Here is a 16,640-nt window from a genome sequence, read left to right as displayed (position 1 = left end):
TTCCACAGGCTGGAGAATGTGATATAATGTCAAAAAGCGCCGCCGCCGGCCGCGCATAGAACAGGGAGGTACTGCAATGAAGCAGGACATGATTCTGATCCTGGACCTTGGCAGCAAGGAGAACGCCAAAATTGCCCGTGAGGTTCGGGCGCTGGGTGTTTACAGTGAGATTCATCCCCATGACATTACCCTGGCAGAGGTTCAAGCTTTGCCCAATGTGAAGGGCATCATTCTCAACGGCGGTCCCAACCGGGTGGTGGACGGCGTGGAGATTGACATTTCCAAGGAGATTTATAACTGTGAGCTGCCGGTATTGATGGTCGACCACAAGGGGGATGCCCCCTGGCCTGAGGATGACGAGGCCCGGAAACAGGCCCTGTCCAACTTCGTCTTTGGCGTGTGCGATGCCGAGGCCAACTGGAATATGGACAACTTTATTGCCGACCAAATCGAGCTGATCCGCCGGCAGGTGGGAGATAAAAAGGTTTTGCTGGCCTTGTCCGGCGGTGTAGACTCCTCGGAGGTGGCCGCCCTGCTTATCAAGGCCATCGGCAAGCAGCTCACTTGCGTTCATGTCAACCACGGCTTGCTCCGCAAGGGCGAGCCGGAGCAGGTGATCCAGGTGTTCCGCCATGAGATGGATGCCAATCTGATCTATGTGGATGCTGTGGACCGGTTCCTGGACAAGCTGGCCGGGGTGGCTGACCCGGAGCAGAAGCGTAAGATCATCGGCGGTGAGTTTATCCGGGTGTTTGAGGAAGAGGCCCGGAAGCTGGAAGGCATCTCCTTCCTGGGCCAGGGCACCATCTATCCCGATATCATTGAGTCGGGTACCAAGACGGTGAAGGCGGTGAAGAGCCACCACAACGTGGGCGGCCTGCCGGAGGACCTGGACTTTGAGCTGGTGGAGCCTTTGAAGATGCTCTTTAAGGACGAGGTGCGTGCCTGCGGCAAGGCTCTGGGCCTGCCCGACAACATGGTCTACCGCCAGCCCTTCCCCGGCCCCGGCCTTGGGGTGCGGTGCCTGGGCGCCATCACCCGGGATCGTCTGGAGGCGGTGCGGGAGTCTGACGCTATCCTGCGGGAGGAGTTCGCCAAAAACGGTCTGGAGGGCAAGGTGTGGCAGTACTTCACTGCCATTCCCGATATCAAGAGCGTTGGTGTCCGGGATGGCAAGCGGGCTGACGAGTGGCCGGTTATCATCCGTGCGGTGAATACGGTGGATGCTATGACCGCCACGGTGGAGGATGTGCCTTTTGCCCTGCTGCAGCACATCACCCACCGGATCACCCATGAGGTGCCGGGCGTCAACCGTGTACTCTATGATCTGACGCCGAAGCCCCCGGCAACCATTGAGTGGGAATGACGCTCGAAACGGCGAAAACCCGCATGAATACAGGCTTTTTTGCCCGTCCATACTGCTCTTGATACTGGATTGATACTATTTGTGTCCGCCCGGTATTCTCAAGAGAAAAATCCCAAAAGGACAAGCAAAACCGCCCTGCTGAACGACAAATTCAGCAGGGCGGTTTTTTTGCTTGTCTTATTTATTTTTCCGCCAAGGGATATAATATTCGCTTTCCAGGCCATCGTCGCAGGTATGGGGCCAGTTGAGTTTCCATTCAAAATACTCTTCCCTGGTGATCTCCCCGGCGTGTAACTCCTGCTGACGAAAAAGCCATTCCCGCATGAACTCGTCCACAAGGCCATACTGGAAGTACATACCCACGGGAGGGTGTGCGGGCCAGTCATCGCTATCATTGTACCGTACAGCGGTATCATCAGCGGCCCCTGCTCTGCCCGGATTGCGGACAAGTTGGAACAGGCGGATAGCGCCAGGGCTGTCCTCGTCCAGCCAGAAGAATGTCCGCATGAAGTCCTCGGCAGAGCCGGGGGCGATGGTGTAGAAGTTCTGGCGGTCTACCCGCAGCGCCTCGGCCATCTTGTCCAGCAGTTCCCGTTTCGGAACACGGTAATTCGTCTCATACTGGGCGATCCGGTTGTCCGCTCCCTTTTCCTCAAAGCCGATAGCAAGCCCCAATTCCTTTTGTGTCATGCCTCGAAAGGTGCGGATTTTCTTTATCTTGTCTCCGACTGTCATAATATCCCACCGCCTTTGCCAATAGTATAGCGCAAAAAAGCGAAAGATGCAAGATAATCTTTAACAAAAATGCGAAATAAATTCTTGACATTAACACTTATGTTAATGTATAATGAAGATGGTGACATTAACATATTTGCGAAACTAAAATAAGGAGGTGCTGACCATGGAAAAGGAGCTGTTTGTGAGAGCAGAGGAGGTCGCCAGGGAGCTGGGCATTTCCAAGCCCTACGCCTACAAGCTGGTGCGGGAGATGAACGAGGAGCTGAAGAAAAAAGGCTTTCTCACCATTCCCGGACGGGTAAGCAGGCGCTACTTCGAGGAAAAATTCTATGGGCTGCGGGACAGACAATAAGGAGGGAACCACAATGCCGGCATACAAAGACAAGGCAAAGGGCACATGGTATGCGTCCTTTTACTACGAGGACTGGACGGGCAAGAAAGTAAAGAAAATGAAACGGGGCTTTCCCACCAAGCGGGAGGCTCTGGAGTGGGAGCGGACATTCCTGCAACAACAGACCGCCGACCTGGAAATGACCTTTGAAAACTTCGTGGCTGTCTATGTGGCGGACATGAAAGGCCGTATCAAGGAAAACACCTGGGGGACGAAAGAGCATATCCTCTACAAGAAGTTGGTGCCGTACTTCGGCAAGCGGAAGATGTGCGACATTCACTCCAAGGAGGTCATCGCCTGGCAGAATGAAATGCTGGGTTACCGGGACAAGAACGGCAAGCCCTACTCTCCGGTGTACTTAAAAACGCTGCACAATCAGTTGAGCGCCGTGTTCAACCATGCGGTACGGCACTACAATCTAAAGGTCAATCCCGCTGCCCAGGCGGGCAATATGGGAAAGCCAAAGGGACGGGAAATGCTGTTCTGGACAAAGGCGGAGTATCTGAAATTCGCCGAGGCCATGATGGACAAGCCCCTTTCCTATTACGCCTTTGAAATGCTCTACTGGTGCGGCGTCCGGGAGGGGGAGCTGCTGGCCCTCACTCCTGGCGACTTCGACTTTGAGAAACAGACCGTCACCATCTCCAAGTCCTACCAGCGGATTAAGGGCAAGGATGTGATTACCGACCCCAAGACCCCTAAGAGCAACCGGGTCATTCAAATGCCCGCTTTCCTCTGTGAAGAAATGCGAGACTATATCAAGAGCCTGTATGGGGTGAAGCCCACCGACCGCATTTTCACGGTGACAAAATCCTACCTCCACCGGGAGATGGACAGGGGTGCGAAAGAGGCCGGGGTAAAGCGGATCAGAATACACGACCTGAGGCACTCCCACATTTCGCTGCTCATTGACATGGGCTTTACGGCCCTGGCAATCGCTGACCGGGTGGGACATGAAAGCATTGATATTACCTACCGCTACGCCCACCTGTTCCCCACCCGGCAGGCGGAGATGGCGGACAAACTGGACATGGAGCGAAAGGGGGCCTAAATCATGTCAGTGAAAAATCTTGACCGACACAACCGCTGGAGAAACAAAACTGTGGCTTTCCGGGTGTCCCCGGATGAGGACAGGGAAATTGAAACCGCTGTGCGGCTCTCCGGCCTTACCAAACAGGACTACATCACCCGACGGCTGCTGTGCCGGGATGTGGTGGTACAGGGCAACCCCAGGGTGTATAAGGCCCTGCGGAACGAGCTGGCCGCCGTTCTGGAAGAACTGGAGCGTATCGAGGCCGGGAATGGCGTGGATGGGGAGTTGCTGGACACCATCCGGCTGATCGCCGCCATCATGGACGGCATGAGGGAGGATTGATAGATGGATAGATTGCAAGAGAAAACGACTGCCCCATATCCGCCTGTTGGCGCAGACGGGGGACAGTCGCTCTCACAAAAACCTAACCAAAGTATAGCAGAGGGCGTGACAGAACACAAGCCCCCGGAAAGAGATTTGGAGGAAATCCTGCGGCAGATAAGCCGGGTCAATGACCCGGCCTATCTGCCTACCGTGTCTATGAATGACCTCTACGAACAGGTGTACCCCGGCAGACCTCCTGTGGTAGACGGTCTGCTCTATGCGGGGACATATCTCTTTGTGGGCGCTCCCAAGGTGGGCAAGTCCTTTCTCATGGCCCAGCTTGCCTATCATGTGAGTATGGGCCTTTCCCTGTGGGGGTATGAGGTGCGCCAGGGGACAGTCCTCTATCTGGCCCTGGAGGACAACCACCGTCGCTTACAGGAGCGGTTGTACCGGATGTTTGGAGTAGAGAGTACCGGAAACCTGTTCTTTGCCATCGGAGCTAAGCAGCTCGGCGGTGGCCTGGAGGAGCAGCTAAAGGGCTTTGTCCGGGAACACACGGACACCCGGCTTATTATCATCGACACCCTGCAAAAAATCCGGGAGGCCGGGGCAGAGAAGTACAGCTATGCCAACGACTATGAGGTAATCACCAAACTGAAACGGTTTGCCGATATAAGCGGGGTTTGCCTCCTGGTTGTACATCACACCCGCAAGCAGCAGGCCGATGATAAGTTTGATATGATCTCCGGCACCAACGGCTTATTGGGTGCGGCAGACGGGGCCTTTCTGCTCCAAAAGGAGCGGCGGGCAGACAACGCCGCCACCCTGGACATTTCTGGGCGGGATCAGCAAGACCAGCGCCTCTACCTCAAGCGGGACGAGGAACGGCTTGTGTGGGAGCTGGAGCGGCGGGAAACGGAGCTGCGGCAGGAGCCGCCTGACCCGGTGTTGGAGGCTGTTGCCGCCCTGGTAACGGCGGAACGGCCAGAGTGGAGAGGGACGGCCACGGAACTTGTCGCCGCCCTGGGGCTGGATATGAAACCCAATGCCCTGGCTATGCGGCTGAATGTCCGGGCGTGGCGGCTGTCCTATGAGTACCACATCCACTATGAAAGCGCCCGAACCCATGCCGGGCGGAGTATCAAGCTCACGTTGGAGGAACCCCAGGCGTGACGACCGTGACAGCTGTGACAGCTTTTCGGAGTGCGGAGGCGGTGTGTAAAACATCGTCACGGTCGTCACGGCTGTCACGGGGAGCGGGGGCGAAAGTCAAGGGGGGCATACCTGCGGGTGGAGATTGCCGCAAGTCAATACAACCCGTACCCCTTGACTTTCGGCCCACGGAAAACACTTGCCGGGCGGTGGAAAGGCCCCTGGCCTTTCCACCCTGCCCAACGGCGAGTGACAAAGTTTAGGCGGGGTGCAGGGTGCCCTTTTCAAAGGGCGGCCCTGCTGGGGGAGGCAACCGCAGTTGCCGGGGGCAAAGCCCCCACACCACCCCGTAGGGCGCAAATGCGCTTTTGATGGCCGTCAGGCTGTCAAAAGTGCTTTTGCGTTACTTTCGCAGAAAGTAACAAAGGCTCGCCGCTTGCGCGGCGGAAAAGGGAGGAGGGATTGATTTGAAAAGGACAATCAGCGCCATGGTGGGCCAAGGATCGGTGAACCATAACAGTAGAAAATTCCACGCCAAGAACACTGACCCGGAACGCTCCCACTTGAATATAACCTACTGCCAGGAGAATATCAAGGCGGTGTACCATGAACTCTTTGACGAGGCTCTGGAACGGTACAACGCTAAACAAACCAGGGCCGACAGAAGGATAGAGGATTACTATGAGAAGATCCGCTCCGGCAAGCAGGAAAAGCCGTTCCATGAAATCATCCTGCAAGTGGGCAATCGAGATGATATGAGCGCCGACAGCGAGGAGGGACAGCTTGCGGCAGCGGTTTTGGACGAGTACATGAAGGGCTTTCAAGAGCGCAACCCCCAACTCCGGGTGTTCTCTGCCCACCTCCACATGGACGAGGCTACGCCCCATCTGCACATTGACTTTGTACCATTCACCACCGGGAGCAAGCGAGGGCTGGACACGAGGGTATCTTTGAAACAGGCGTTAGCGGCCCAGGGTTTCCAGGGCGGCACCAGAGGGGACACAGAGTGGAGCCAGTGGGTGCGCTCGGAAAAGGAGCAGCTTTCCCTGGTCATGGAGCGCCACGGGATTGAGTGGGAGGACAAAGGCACCCACGACAAGCACTTGTCTGTGCTGGACTACAAGAAAGAGCAGCGGGCAAAGGAGATCGCCGTTCTGGAGACGGTCAAGGCGGAGAAAGAAAACCAGGTGGAGAGCCAGGAACGGCGGCTCAAAGAACTTGCCCCGGCGGTGAAAAATATGGAGCGGTTGGCAGCGGATTTCTCCGCCAATCCGGAGGAGATTTTGCCGGAGCCGGGAACGCTGGAAACAGGCCGGGCCTACCGAGAGAAAAAGGCAAAGCCCCTGCTGGCCCAAATCGTCAAGGTGCTGCGCTCCCTGTATCTGGCCTATGTGGAGCTGCGGGGGAAATTTGAGCGTCTGCAAGGGGACTATGGCCGGGTGAGGGAGAGCAACATCCGCCTGTCTGATCGATTGCAGGAGGTCAAGTTGGAAAACAAGGCCATGCGGCAAGTCTCCGCTGACTATGAGCGGGTCAAAAGGGCCTTTGGCCCAGAACAAGTGGACAGAATATTAGAGGCAGCTTACCAGCAGGAACATGCCGAAAAGGAACGGAAACGGGCCGCAAAGTCAAAAATTCGGATAGACGCACGATAATCACCAAAACCGGAGGGTATTCCAGTGAATACCCTCCGATTTTATTTGTGGAATCGGTAAAATGATTTCTTGTTTTTTAGAGCGTACTATGATATACTGCTATTATCCTGATTTGAGGAGTCTATCAAATATGCGGCAAGGTATTCTTAAATAAAATTTGATAATGGGCGCAAAAATGATTGCCCCTTGCAGGGGCTTGGTTTTTGTACCCAATTTTAAGAATACTTTTGCCTTTTTAGTAAATATCGTGACGGACCGCGGCTTATGTAAGTCGTGTATGTTTCTGTGTGTCCGAAGTCATGATCCCCAGCGGTAAAAGTATTAGCCGCTGGGGATTTTTGCGCCCATTCGGGCCTTGTATGGAGGATAGACATGAACATTATCAATATCGGGATTCTTGCCCATGTAGACGCTGGAAAGACGACCTTGACGGAGAGTCTGCTATATGCCAGTGGAGCCATTTCAGAACCAGGGAGCGTCGAAAAAGGGACAACGAGGACGGACACCTTGTTTTTGGAGCGGCAGCGTGGGATTACCATTCAAGCGGCAGTCACTTCCTTCCAGTGGCACAGATGTAAAGTTAACATTGTGGATACGCCCGGCCACATGGATTTTTTGGCGGAGGTGTACCGCTCTTTGGCTGTTTTAGATGGGGCCATCTTGGTGATCTCCGCGAAAGATGGCGTGCAGGCCCAGACCCGTATTCTGTTCCATGCCCTGCGGAAAATGAACATTCCCACCGTTATCTTTATCAACAAGATCGACCAGGCTGGCGTTGATTTGCAGAGCGTGGTTCAGTCTGTTCGGGATAAGCTCTCCGCCGATATTATCATCAAGCAGACGGTGTCGCTGTCCCCGGAAATAGTCCTGGAGGAAAATACCGACATAGAAGCATGGGATGCGGTCATCGAAAATAACGATGCATTATTGGAAAAGTATATCGCAGGAGAACCAATCAGCCAGGAAAAACTTGCGCGGGAGGAACAGCGGCGGGTTCAAGAAGCCTCCCTGTTTCCGGTCTATCATGGCAGCGCCAAAAAGGGCCTTGGCATTCAACCGTTGATGGATGCGGTGACAGGACTGTTCCAACCGATTGGGGAACAGGGGAGCGCCACCCTATGCGGCAGCGTTTTCAAGGTTGAGTACACCGATTGCGGCCAGCGGCGTGTCTATCTGCGGCTATACAGCGGAACGCTGCGCCTGCGGGATACGGTGGCCCTGGCCGGGAGAGAAAAGCTGAAAATCACAGAGATGCGTATTCCATCCAAAGGGGAAATTGTTCGGACAGACACCGCTTATCCGGGCGAAATTGTTATCCTTCCCAGCGACAGCGTGAGGTTAAACGATGTATTAGGGGATCAAACCCGGCTCCCTCGTAAAAGGTGGCGCGAGGCCCCCCTCCCCATGCTGCGGACGACGATTGCGCCGAAAACGGCAGCGCAAAGAGAACGGCTGCTGGACGCTCTTACGCAACTTGCGGATACTGACCCGCTTTTGCGCTGCGAAGTGGATTCCATCACCCATGAGATCATTCTTTCTTTTTTGGGCCGGGTGCAGTTGGAGGTCGTTTCCGCTTTGCTGTCGGAAAAATACAAGATTGAAACAGTGGTAAAGGAACCCACCGTCATTTATATGGAGCGGCCGCTCAAAGCAGCCAGCCACACCATCCATATCGAGGTGCCGCCCAACCCGTTTTGGGCATCTATCGGACTGTCTGTTACACCACTCCCGCTTGGCTCCGGCGTACAATACGAGAGCCGGGTTTCGCTGGGATACTTGAACCAGAGTTTTCAAAACGCTGTCAGGGATGGTATCCGTTACGGGCTGGAGCAGGGCTTGTTCGGCTGGAACGTAACGGACTGTAAGATTTGCTTTGAATACGGGCTTTATTACAGTCCAGTCAGCACGCCGGCGGACTTCCGCTCATTGGCCCCGATTGTATTGGAACAGGCATTGAAGGAATCGGGGACGCAGCTGCTGGAACCTTATCTCTCCTTCACCCTCTATGCGCCCCAGGAATACCTTTCCAGGGCTTATCATGATGCACCGAAATACTGTGCCACCATCGAAACGGCCCAGGTAAAAAAGGATGAAGTTGTCTTTACTGGCGAGATTCCCGCCCGCTGTATACAGGCATACCGTACTGATCTGGCCTTTTACACCAACGGGCAGAGCGTATGCCTTACAGAGCTAAAAGGGTATCAGGCCGCTGTCGGCCAGCCGGTCATCCAGCCCCGCCGTCCAAACAACCGCCTGGACAAGGTGCGCCATATGTTTCAGAAGGTAATGTAAAGATACATAATCGTCAAGACGGCAACAATCAGAAGTTATGGAGGGTAACAATGGAATATCGTAAGGAAGATTTAATGGAAGCAAAAAAGCAAATTTTGGGAGTGGGAGAGAACATGGGAACAGAGGAAAGTAAAAAAATCTGGGAGGAGAACGCACAATTTTGGGATAATGCAATGGGTGACGAATCTAATGAATTTCACAGAGAGGTAGTGCGTCCCAAAGTAACGGAACTTCTATCTCCTAATCCTGCGGATTATATTTTGGATATTGCGTGTGGCAATGGAAATTATTCTTCGTATCTTGCACAAAGAGGCGCTTCGGTTGTCGCTTTTGATTACAGCAAAAAAATGATAGAATTGGCTAAAAGACGGCAATCACAATATGCAAAACAAATTGAATTTTGTGTGGCGGATGCGACCAATAGAAAAAGTATATTAGAATTAAAAAGAAATCGAGCCTTTACGAAAGCAGTTTCTAATATGGCAATTATGGATATTACGGATATTGAACCACTTCTTATGGCTGTTTATGAACTGTTGCAGGAAAGCGGAATTTTTGTCTTTGCAACGCAACACCCTTGTTTTGTCACGTTGACTGAAAAATATATGACACCGCACAGTTACTATGATATAGCGATTGAAGGGCAACCGAAAGAGCAGATTTATTATCATCGTTCCATACAAGATATTTTTAACCTTTGTTTTAGAGCTGGATTTGTCATTGATGGATTTTATGAAGAATGTTTCAAAACCAACAAAGAAATTCCTATGGTAATGATAGTAAGGCTTAAGAAGGTAAAACGTGATACCTTACAATAAATTCAAGTTTGTCGGGTAAATAGCAAAGCCAGCCGAGCCAGCGGGCGGTCAAGATGAACGGGCTTCGCCCACCGTTGACAGCCCCGCCCGGTTTCGCAGTTAGGCAGTCAAGGAGCGACAGCAAGGAGTGCTGCCGCCCCGCACTATTATTCAGAGAGGGGGAATTTCCATGACAGACCAGAAAGCCTATCAAGAATATATCCAGCGCAGGTACAACGCCTCTTGCAAGGCTGTTATCCGCTGTGCCTGACAGCGTCCGTCCGTGCCGGAATTATGTAGAGCTCCACATAATTCTGTTGTATTTCCCAGCCTTTTGTGATACTATTTTGATACTAATAAACTTTACAGCCGAAAATAGCAGGTGGAATATTAACATATTTGCGAAAGTTTTTCCTGCGAAATCACCTCAAATACACCCTACTATATCTGAATTTGCCGAGTGGGAATGATTTCAGAGGCCCGAAAAAGCCTGATATGACTGGGCTTTTGAGAGGTTAAAGCCCTCCGTGGCAACGATTTGGCAACATTTTTTTCATTATTCATAAAAAGAGAGCTAACTGATTTTGATTAGTCAGTTAGCTCTCTTTTTATTTTGGTTTCTATATGAGTTTAGCCGTTTAGTTTTTTCTCAAGCTTTTGAAGCCTTGCAGGGTATCCCCCTTTAGTTGAATCGGTTAATCCATATTTTATTGCCAAATTGCAAATTTCAATGGCCTCTTTATACTGCCCGGCTTTTTCGTAAAGAATTGCAAGCCGCTGAAAGGTTGTGATTCGTGGAATACAACCGAACTCTTTTTGCATTGGCTTTACATATTTAGGGAACATCTGGATATCTTTCAAGCAAAATTCGATTGTTAAATCAATCGCATCTGGTCTGCAATCTCTCTGCTTGTAATAACATTCGGCGGCTTCCTGCCAAAAATAGTGAGCGTCCAGAAGCTCCGCTTCGCTAACTGCTAGGTCTTTACCTGCACTAATTATTTTATCGGCAAGAGAGTAGTTCTTCTCAGAAACTGCCCAGCCAATCATTGCGGAAAAGTACTTCAGTTTTGTGCTGGAAGAATAAGATACATCACCTTTTATAGGAGAAGAACCCGGAGATGCACCAAGCCCACCTTGATGGTATCTGGTAAGAGCATCTTGCTCTTGAGGTGTGCATGATAGTCAAAAAGATTCCAAGCCCAAATAACCGATGATGCCTTTAATTTTAGGTTTCTGAGAAAATAGGGACTTAAACATACAATGTCACCTCTAACTTCAAGTGAACTCCAAATTTTTCTTTTCTACGCAACAAACGGCCTCTCCCGTGGCCTACAAGTGAGGGGGTCAAAAGAGGTCTTGGGGCGGCACTTTCACATAGCTCTGGGCTTTGTCAAACTCCGGATAGTGGTAGCGCCACTTGTCGTAATCCTCTTTGGAGATTTCGCCCGCCTCCAGCATGGCAGCGGCCTGCTGCCAGGAACAGAGCATCTCATGCAGTCGAGCGGCGTCCTTGTTCTTCCGCACATCAACCTTCAAGCAGACTTCTCCATCTATCTCGCTGATCTTGAGTCCGTAGTTATCCTCCAGGGTAAACAGGGTGTGCATGAGCCCCACATAGGAGTCTATGTCCGGGACGGAGAGGGCATGGGGAGAGACATCCAGTACCTGGGCTAAGGCGGCGGTAAGGTCTGCCTTTGGGGTTCTTGATCCTGTTTCATACTGTGCCAAGCGCACATCGGCAGACTTCTCCGGGAAGCCCAGCGCCATGCCCAGATATTTCTGTGTCATCCCCCGCAGGAGACGGAAAAAGTGAATCCGTTCGCCAATCGCCATATCATCCACTCCAATCGTTGGTTGTCTTTAGGAAAAGCGTAGCAGAAATGCTTAGTAAAGTCAAGAGAATCCTAAACAATTTTATTTAATTTATTTTGCGTACTCTGATTGACACAAGCTATTTTGCTTAGTATAATGACAATATACTAAGCATAATAGCTTAGAACCAATAAATAGAAAAGAACTGCCGCAATCCTTGATTATACATCCGGGAAAAAAGTGGCGGACGAAAGTGAGGAGGCATTTATGGAACACAATATCCAGCTGCAGCAGCCATCAATGAGGAAAGGAAGGTATTTTCAATGCAGGCACAAAACTTTATGCGCGTGGAGGAAGTGGCCCAGGAGCTGGGCATCTCCAAGTCCCACGCCTACAAGGTGATCCACAAGCTCAACGCCGAACTCCGGGACAAGGGCTATCTGACCATCTCCGGGCGGGTCAATCGGAACTTTTTCATGGAGAAGTTTTGCTATGGCAAGACGGGAAAGGAGGGCTAATCATGGCAGTCTATAAGGAAGAAAAGACAAACACCTGGCGGGCGGTCTACCGCTACACTGACTGGAACGGCGAGCGCAAGCAGACCCAGAAGCGGGGCTTCAAGACCAAACGGGAGGCACAAGCCTGGGAGCGCGAACAGCTCAACAAGACCAGCGCTGATCTGGACATGACCTTTAAGAGCTTCGTGGATCTCTACACGGCGGATATGAAGACCCGGCTCAAGGAAAACACCTGGGCTACCAAGGATCACATCATCCGCACCAAGCTGCTACCCTACTTCGGCAAGCTGAAAATGTGTAACATCACTGCCCAGCAGATTATCACCTGGCAGAACGAGATGCTGAACCACAAGGACGAGAATGGCAAGCCCTACTCTCCGGTGTACCTGAAAACGGTCCACAACCAGCTCAGCGCCATCTTCAACCACGCGGTTCGGTACTACAACCTCCGGGGGAATCCCTGCAAGAAGGCGGGTAGCATGGGCAAAAAGAAAAACCGGGAGATGATGTTCTGGACCAAGGAGCAGTACCTGAAATTTGCCGAAGTAATGATGGACAAGCCGCTATCCTTCTACGCCTTTGAGATGCTCTACTGGTGCGGTATCCGGGAGGGGGAGCTGCTGGCCCTGACCCCGGCGGACTTTGACTTTGAGAAGCGCACCGTGTCTATCAACAAGTCCTATCAGCGTCTGAACGGCGAGGACCTGATTACCACCCCCAAGACGGAAAAGAGCAATCGGGTCATTACCATGCCGCAGTTTTTAGCCGAGGAAATCCAGGATTACATCAAGATGCTTTACGGCATCGGGCCAGGCGACCGGATGTTCACCGTCACCAAGAGCTATCTTCACCGGGAAATGGACCGGGGAGCCAAAGAAGCGGGAGTGCCGCGTATCAGAATCCATGATATTCGTCACAGCGCAGTGTCACTTCTGATCGACATGGGGTTCTCTGCCACGGCTATCGCGGACCGGGTAGGACATGAGAGCATCGACATCACTTACAACTACGCGCATCTGTTTCCGTCCAAACAGGCGGAAATGGCGGATAAACTGAACATGGAAAGGGGCAATTAAAAATGTCAGCAAAGAATTTGGATAAGCACAACCGTTGGAGGAACAAGACCGTGGCTTTTCGGGTCTCCCCGGAGGAGGACGCCCAGATCGAGACGGCGGTGAAGCTCACCGGCCTGACCAAGCAGGATTACATCATCCGGCGGCTACTTTGCCGGGATGTGGTGGTCCAGGGAAACCCCAGGGTCTATAAGGCGCTGAGGGACCAGCTGGCCGCTGTGTTGGACGAGCTGCGCCGGATCGAGGCCGGACAGGGCGTGAGCGACGAGCTGCTGGACACCATCCGTATGATCGCTACCATTATGGACGGGATGCAGGAGGATTTTGCCTATGAGCGATGAGAAAAAGAAAATGACCGCCCATGGCTCATCTGTTGGCGCAGATGATGGGCAGTCAATCTCTCATAATTCCAAGACCACTATACCAGACCCGGACGAAAAAAGCAATTCCCCGGAAAGAGATTTGGAGGAACTTTTCCGGAAGATGCGCCGCATGAGCGACCCGGCCTACCTCCATACTGTGACCCTGGACGAGCTGATGGACAATGTGTTCGAGGGCAAGTCCGCGGTGATTGATAACCTGCTCTACACGGGAGCGTACATCCTTGCCGGAGCACCGAAAATCGGCAAGTCCTTCTTGGTGGCGCAAATCGCCTACCATGTCAGTACCGGACAAGACCTGTGGGGCTACAAGGTCCATCAGGGGACGGTCCTCTATCTGGCTTTGGAAGATGACGAGAGCCGCCTGCAGCGCCGGATGTTTCGGATGTTCGGAGTGGAGGGGACAAGCTCCCTCCACTTTACCACCAGTGCGAAGATGATTGGCAACGGTCTGGATGAGCAGCTGGAAAAGTTCGTCCGGGAACACAGTGATACCAAGCTGATTATTGTGGACACCCTGCAAAAAGTTCGGGAAGCGGTGAGCGACAGCTACAGCTATTCCAGCGACTATGAGGTGATCGGTAAGCTGAAACAATTTGCTGATAGATATAAAGTCTGTATCCTAATTGTCCACCATACCAGAAAGCAGCCAGCGGGAGACAGCTTTGAGATGATTTCCGGCACTACGGGCCTGCTGGGTTGTGCGGATGGGGCGCTCCTGATGCAAAAGGAGATGCGGACAGATAGCAAGGCTACTCTGGAGGTGGTAGGCAGAGACCAGCCGGATCAGCGGCTGTATTTGAGAAAGAACCAGGAGAGTCTGGTTTGGAGTCTTGACCATGTTGAGAATGAGCTATGGAAGCAGCCCCCGGACCCGGTGCTGGAAGCCGTGGCGAAGATCGTATCCTCCGAGAACCGTGAATGGGAAGGCAGTCCCACAGAGCTGGCCCAGGCGATTCAAACGGATATGGCAGTAAACCGGCTCACCAAGCATTTAAATGTGAATGCCAGCCGCCTGCTGGAAGAACATCAGGTAAAGTACGAGAACAAAACTAAGCACGCCGGACGGCGTATCCGGCTGACTTACATGGTGGTGGAATCACCTGCGTTTGAAGTAATCGAGTAAAGCGCGACGCTCGCAACGGTCGCGACGGTGTTTTGAGGGGTACTCCCAGCACCGTTGCGACCGTCGCCACCGTCGCGGAAAGGAATAACTGGGGTGGCATTTTACCACCCCATCTTCCAAGGGAGCCCTGTTTTAGGGAGTACCATATTAGCAAAAGGGGTGAGCGATTCACGCACCCCTATGCTCCGAAACGGGGCATTGGGCACAAACGAAAAAGCGTTCGGAGAACGCGCAGCCACAGAATGAAATTCTGTGTTCAAAGGGGGTTGGGGGCGCTGCCCTCAACAAGCAGACGGCAGGAAATGTGAGTGTGTATTAACACTCGCATTGCTTGCCGGATTTGTGTGTGGCTATCCACACGCATTGCTTGCCTGTATCTAAACAACCGCAACGGCCCTTGTGCCGTTGCGGAAAATCAACTGAAATTCAAGTATTGGGAGGTAACGACTATGAGAAAGATTTTGAACTGTGAGTTTAACCTGGATACCGCCTGTGTGGAGCTGCGCCTGGATGATGGGACGCTGCTCTCCATCGACTGCACGGCCGTGGAGAACGAGGCGGCGAATAGTATGTACCAGCGGTCGGAATTGGACTGGCTGATCTACAACGATCCGCTGGCCTATGCCGAACTGATTTTGAATGGGGACCCTGAATTATATCTAAAAGCAGTAACAAAGAAAACTCCGTTAGATTGATGGCAAAGAAAATCCGCCAGAAGCAGCACTCTAAAGGGTGCGCCTCTGACGGATTTTTTACATCTTATCAATCAAAGCAAATACAACGGCCTGCTGTTCTTCGCTCAATCTTGACCAGCGCTCCAGAAGCTTTTTCTGTGCCTCGGTCAAGGAAACAGGTGCATCTTCTTCGGCAAACAGCTGAGACAGCGTAATGCCAAAAGCTGTGCAGATTTTCTCCAGGGATGGAATGGTCGGAACCATGTTCTTACGATACCATGAGGAGATCGTGGATTGTGGTAAACCGGAGCGTTCTGCAAGCTGATACTCTGTCCAGCCCCGTTCCTCCCGATACGCGGTTATAACCGAGAGAATATCCTTCACCTGCATCACTCCTTTGCTTGTGTTCTTCGTAAATTATACTTTGATAAATCGTAGTGATTTAATCATTTATATCGTATAATTTTAACGATAAAAACAACTATAAAGGAGGAAAAACTTTGGGTGGAAAAAGCTGTTTCTTTATCGGACACCGGGAGGCATCAGAAGAGATTTATCCGGCATTGTATGCGGCTGTGGAGCAGCACATTTTGGAATATGGCGTTACAGAATTTATCGTTGGCCACTACGGCGGATTTGACCGTCTTGCAGCGTCAGTAGTCAAAGAAGCAAAGCGTTTCTACCCACAGGTGAGACTTACTTTGCTATTGCCATACCATCCAGCAGAGCGGCCCATCCCAACACCCGATGGATTTGACGGAACATTCTATCCACCGGGGATGGAAAGCGTTCCTCGCAAGATTGCAATCGTGAGAGCAAACCGCTATGTTGTGGATCATGTAGACTACCTCATCGCCTATGCGTGGCACCCTGCCAGTAATGCACGGGAGCTGGTGGAGTATGCAAAAAGGCGAGTAAAGAAAGGCTCTCTTTTCATAACAGTGATAAAGCATAATGATACGACATGAAGTTGAGTTTTTCACGAAAATGTGATAAAATAAATCCAAGCATTTTTTGCTTTGGAGGGACTAAAATGGCGATTTGTTATGACCGCTTATTCCATCTGATGATTGATAAAAAGATAAGCAACGCACAGCTAAAAGAGAAGGCCGGTTTTAGTGCCAATATTATCACCCGCTTAAAGCGCAATGAGTATGTTTCTATCGAAAGTATCGAGAAGATTTGCCGCGTGATGGAGTGCGGCGTGGACGATATTCTGGAGTTTGTTCCGGAAGAAAAATAAGCAAGAATTTTGACAAAGTGGCTTGATTTTGAAGGTGACTTTCAGGATACAAGATTCTCG

19 protein-coding genes and 1 pseudogene are annotated in these 16,640 nt (G+C 51.8%); 16 read left to right on the top strand and 4 right to left on the bottom strand.

Annotated elements, in window-relative coordinates:
- The first annotated feature begins 76 nt into the window (after nt 1–76).
- On the top strand, nt 77–1,366 hold the full coding sequence (guaA, locus tag B5G06_RS07890; RefSeq protein WP_087188533.1) for a glutamine-hydrolyzing GMP synthase: 1,290 nt from the start codon (nt 77–79) through the stop codon (nt 1,364–1,366).
- A 177-nt stretch (nt 1,367–1,543) separates the two neighbouring features.
- Here guaA and B5G06_RS07885 read toward each other — a convergent pair whose 3' ends face one another.
- Entirely contained in the window at nt 1,544–2,101 is a 558-nt protein-coding gene (locus tag B5G06_RS07885; protein WP_004010378.1) for a helix-turn-helix domain-containing protein, read from the bottom strand.
- A 166-nt stretch (nt 2,102–2,267) separates the two neighbouring features.
- Between B5G06_RS07885 and B5G06_RS07880 the strand changes: the two genes are divergently transcribed.
- The 8 genes and pseudogenes from B5G06_RS07880 to B5G06_RS14380 all read left to right on the top strand — a co-directional run.
- Nucleotides 2,268–2,456, top strand: coding sequence for a hypothetical protein (locus tag B5G06_RS07880; RefSeq protein WP_004010379.1), 189 nt, complete (start codon nt 2,268–2,270; stop codon nt 2,454–2,456).
- A gap of 13 nt (nt 2,457–2,469) precedes the next feature.
- Nucleotides 2,470–3,546: a site-specific integrase gene (locus B5G06_RS07875; RefSeq protein WP_004010380.1), complete on the top strand. Its 1,077-nt coding sequence runs from the start codon at nt 2,470–2,472 to the stop codon at nt 3,544–3,546.
- 3 nt (nt 3,547–3,549) lie between these two features.
- Nucleotides 3,550–3,870: a plasmid mobilization protein gene (locus B5G06_RS07870; RefSeq protein WP_004010381.1), complete on the top strand. Its 321-nt coding sequence runs from the start codon at nt 3,550–3,552 to the stop codon at nt 3,868–3,870.
- Nucleotides 3,871–3,873: 3 nt separating this feature from the next.
- Nucleotides 3,874–5,028 (top strand): helicase RepA family protein, encoded by a 1,155-nt coding sequence (locus B5G06_RS07865; protein ID WP_031474225.1) that lies wholly within the window; start codon nt 3,874–3,876, stop codon nt 5,026–5,028.
- 446 nt (nt 5,029–5,474) lie between these two features.
- On the top strand, nt 5,475–6,662 hold the full coding sequence (locus B5G06_RS07860) for a plasmid recombination protein (protein WP_228275371.1): 1,188 nt from the start codon (nt 5,475–5,477) through the stop codon (nt 6,660–6,662).
- Nucleotides 6,663–7,034: 372 nt separating this feature from the next.
- Entirely contained in the window at nt 7,035–8,954 is a 1,920-nt protein-coding gene (gene tet(W) / locus B5G06_RS07855) for a tetracycline resistance ribosomal protection protein Tet(W) (RefSeq protein WP_031474227.1), read from the top strand.
- Between the two features lie 50 nt (nt 8,955–9,004).
- Nucleotides 9,005–9,772 (top strand): class I SAM-dependent methyltransferase, encoded by a 768-nt coding sequence (locus B5G06_RS07850; protein ID WP_004010385.1) that lies wholly within the window; start codon nt 9,005–9,007, stop codon nt 9,770–9,772.
- A 169-nt stretch (nt 9,773–9,941) separates the two neighbouring features.
- A pseudogene (locus B5G06_RS14380) lies at nt 9,942–10,019 on the top strand (sigma-70 family RNA polymerase sigma factor); the annotation flags it as partial.
- Between the two features lie 362 nt (nt 10,020–10,381).
- Here the strand turns inward: B5G06_RS14380 and B5G06_RS07840 are convergent.
- Complete coding sequence (locus tag B5G06_RS07840; RefSeq protein ID WP_087188532.1) at nt 10,382–10,801, bottom strand: hypothetical protein; 420 nt, start codon at nt 10,799–10,801, stop codon at nt 10,382–10,384.
- Nucleotides 10,802–11,098: 297 nt separating this feature from the next.
- The gene (locus tag B5G06_RS07835; protein ID WP_087188531.1) at nt 11,099–11,587 is read right to left on the bottom strand and encodes a helix-turn-helix domain-containing protein; all 489 of its coding nucleotides are present in this window, start codon (nt 11,585–11,587) and stop codon (nt 11,099–11,101) included.
- Nucleotides 11,588–11,889: 302 nt separating this feature from the next.
- Here B5G06_RS07835 and B5G06_RS07830 point away from each other — a divergent pair, with 302 nt between their 5' ends.
- The 5 genes from B5G06_RS07830 to B5G06_RS07805 all read left to right on the top strand — a co-directional run bounded on the left by B5G06_RS07830 (nt 11,890) and on the right by B5G06_RS07805 (nt 15,358).
- Nucleotides 11,890–12,084, top strand: coding sequence for a helix-turn-helix domain-containing protein (locus tag B5G06_RS07830; protein ID WP_080907812.1), 195 nt, complete (start codon nt 11,890–11,892; stop codon nt 12,082–12,084).
- A gap of 2 nt (nt 12,085–12,086) precedes the next feature.
- Nucleotides 12,087–13,160 carry a site-specific integrase gene (locus tag B5G06_RS07825; RefSeq protein WP_143382720.1) on the top strand — a complete coding sequence of 358 codons (1,074 nt, stop codon included), beginning with the start codon at nt 12,087–12,089 and terminating at the stop codon, nt 13,158–13,160.
- Nucleotides 13,161–13,162: 2 nt separating this feature from the next.
- Complete coding sequence (locus tag B5G06_RS07820) at nt 13,163–13,498, top strand: plasmid mobilization protein (protein ID WP_087188530.1); 336 nt, start codon at nt 13,163–13,165, stop codon at nt 13,496–13,498.
- Nucleotides 13,488–14,663, top strand: a complete 1,176-nt coding sequence (locus B5G06_RS07815) for an AAA family ATPase (protein ID WP_087188529.1) — start codon at nt 13,488–13,490, stop codon at nt 14,661–14,663. The genes B5G06_RS07820 and B5G06_RS07815 overlap by 11 nt, the downstream gene beginning before the upstream one ends.
- A gap of 449 nt (nt 14,664–15,112) precedes the next feature.
- The gene (locus tag B5G06_RS07805; RefSeq protein WP_087188527.1) at nt 15,113–15,358 is read left to right on the top strand and encodes a DUF6061 family protein; all 246 of its coding nucleotides are present in this window, start codon (nt 15,113–15,115) and stop codon (nt 15,356–15,358) included.
- Nucleotides 15,359–15,415: 57 nt separating this feature from the next.
- On the opposite strand, the gene B5G06_RS07800 is transcribed toward B5G06_RS07805, so the two are convergent.
- Nucleotides 15,416–15,727: a helix-turn-helix domain-containing protein gene (locus B5G06_RS07800; protein ID WP_050624078.1), complete on the bottom strand. Its 312-nt coding sequence runs from the start codon at nt 15,725–15,727 to the stop codon at nt 15,416–15,418.
- Nucleotides 15,728–15,837: 110 nt separating this feature from the next.
- On the opposite strand from B5G06_RS07800, the gene B5G06_RS07795 reads away from it, so the two are divergent.
- Nucleotides 15,838–16,305: a hypothetical protein gene (locus tag B5G06_RS07795; RefSeq protein ID WP_087188526.1), complete on the top strand. Its 468-nt coding sequence runs from the start codon at nt 15,838–15,840 to the stop codon at nt 16,303–16,305.
- A gap of 65 nt (nt 16,306–16,370) precedes the next feature.
- Entirely contained in the window at nt 16,371–16,580 is a 210-nt protein-coding gene (locus B5G06_RS07790) for a helix-turn-helix domain-containing protein (protein ID WP_054338619.1), read from the top strand.
- The last annotated feature ends 60 nt before the right edge of the window (nt 16,581–16,640 follow it).

The organism is Flavonifractor sp. An52 (assembly GCF_002159385.1).
GTDB lineage: Bacteria > Bacillota > Clostridia > Oscillospirales > Oscillospiraceae > Flavonifractor > Flavonifractor avicola.
Note: the sequence above shows the minus strand (reverse complement) of the source record. Positions and strands in the feature narration are given on the sequence as shown.

Bases quoted from the DNA above. Each gene is read 5' to 3' on its own strand.
- B5G06_RS07835 (WP_087188531.1), bottom strand. From the start codon at position 11,587: ATGGCGATTGGCGAACGGATTCACTTTTTCCGTCTCCTGCGGGGGATG.
- B5G06_RS07880 (WP_004010379.1), top strand. From the start codon at position 2,268: ATGGAAAAGGAGCTGTTTGTGAGAGCAGAGGAGGTCGCCAGGGAGCTG.
- B5G06_RS07875 (WP_004010380.1), top strand. From the start codon at position 2,470: ATGCCGGCATACAAAGACAAGGCAAAGGGCACATGGTATGCGTCCTTT.
- guaA (WP_087188533.1), top strand. From the start codon at position 77: ATGAAGCAGGACATGATTCTGATCCTGGACCTTGGCAGCAAGGAGAAC.
- B5G06_RS07830 (WP_080907812.1), top strand. From the start codon at position 11,890: ATGCAGGCACAAAACTTTATGCGCGTGGAGGAAGTGGCCCAGGAGCTG.
- B5G06_RS07815 (WP_087188529.1), top strand. From the start codon at position 13,488: ATGAGCGATGAGAAAAAGAAAATGACCGCCCATGGCTCATCTGTTGGC.
- B5G06_RS07805 (WP_087188527.1), top strand. From the start codon at position 15,113: ATGAGAAAGATTTTGAACTGTGAGTTTAACCTGGATACCGCCTGTGTG.
- B5G06_RS07825 (WP_143382720.1), top strand. From the start codon at position 12,087: ATGGCAGTCTATAAGGAAGAAAAGACAAACACCTGGCGGGCGGTCTAC.
- B5G06_RS07800 (WP_050624078.1), bottom strand. From the start codon at position 15,727: ATGCAGGTGAAGGATATTCTCTCGGTTATAACCGCGTATCGGGAGGAA.
- B5G06_RS07865 (WP_031474225.1), top strand. From the start codon at position 3,874: ATGGATAGATTGCAAGAGAAAACGACTGCCCCATATCCGCCTGTTGGC.
- B5G06_RS07885 (WP_004010378.1), bottom strand. From the start codon at position 2,101: ATGACAGTCGGAGACAAGATAAAGAAAATCCGCACCTTTCGAGGCATG.
- B5G06_RS07850 (WP_004010385.1), top strand. From the start codon at position 9,005: ATGGAATATCGTAAGGAAGATTTAATGGAAGCAAAAAAGCAAATTTTG.
- B5G06_RS07820 (WP_087188530.1), top strand. From the start codon at position 13,163: ATGTCAGCAAAGAATTTGGATAAGCACAACCGTTGGAGGAACAAGACC.
- B5G06_RS07840 (WP_087188532.1), bottom strand. From the start codon at position 10,801: ATGATTGGCTGGGCAGTTTCTGAGAAGAACTACTCTCTTGCCGATAAA.
- B5G06_RS07790 (WP_054338619.1), top strand. From the start codon at position 16,371: ATGGCGATTTGTTATGACCGCTTATTCCATCTGATGATTGATAAAAAG.
- B5G06_RS07870 (WP_004010381.1), top strand. From the start codon at position 3,550: ATGTCAGTGAAAAATCTTGACCGACACAACCGCTGGAGAAACAAAACT.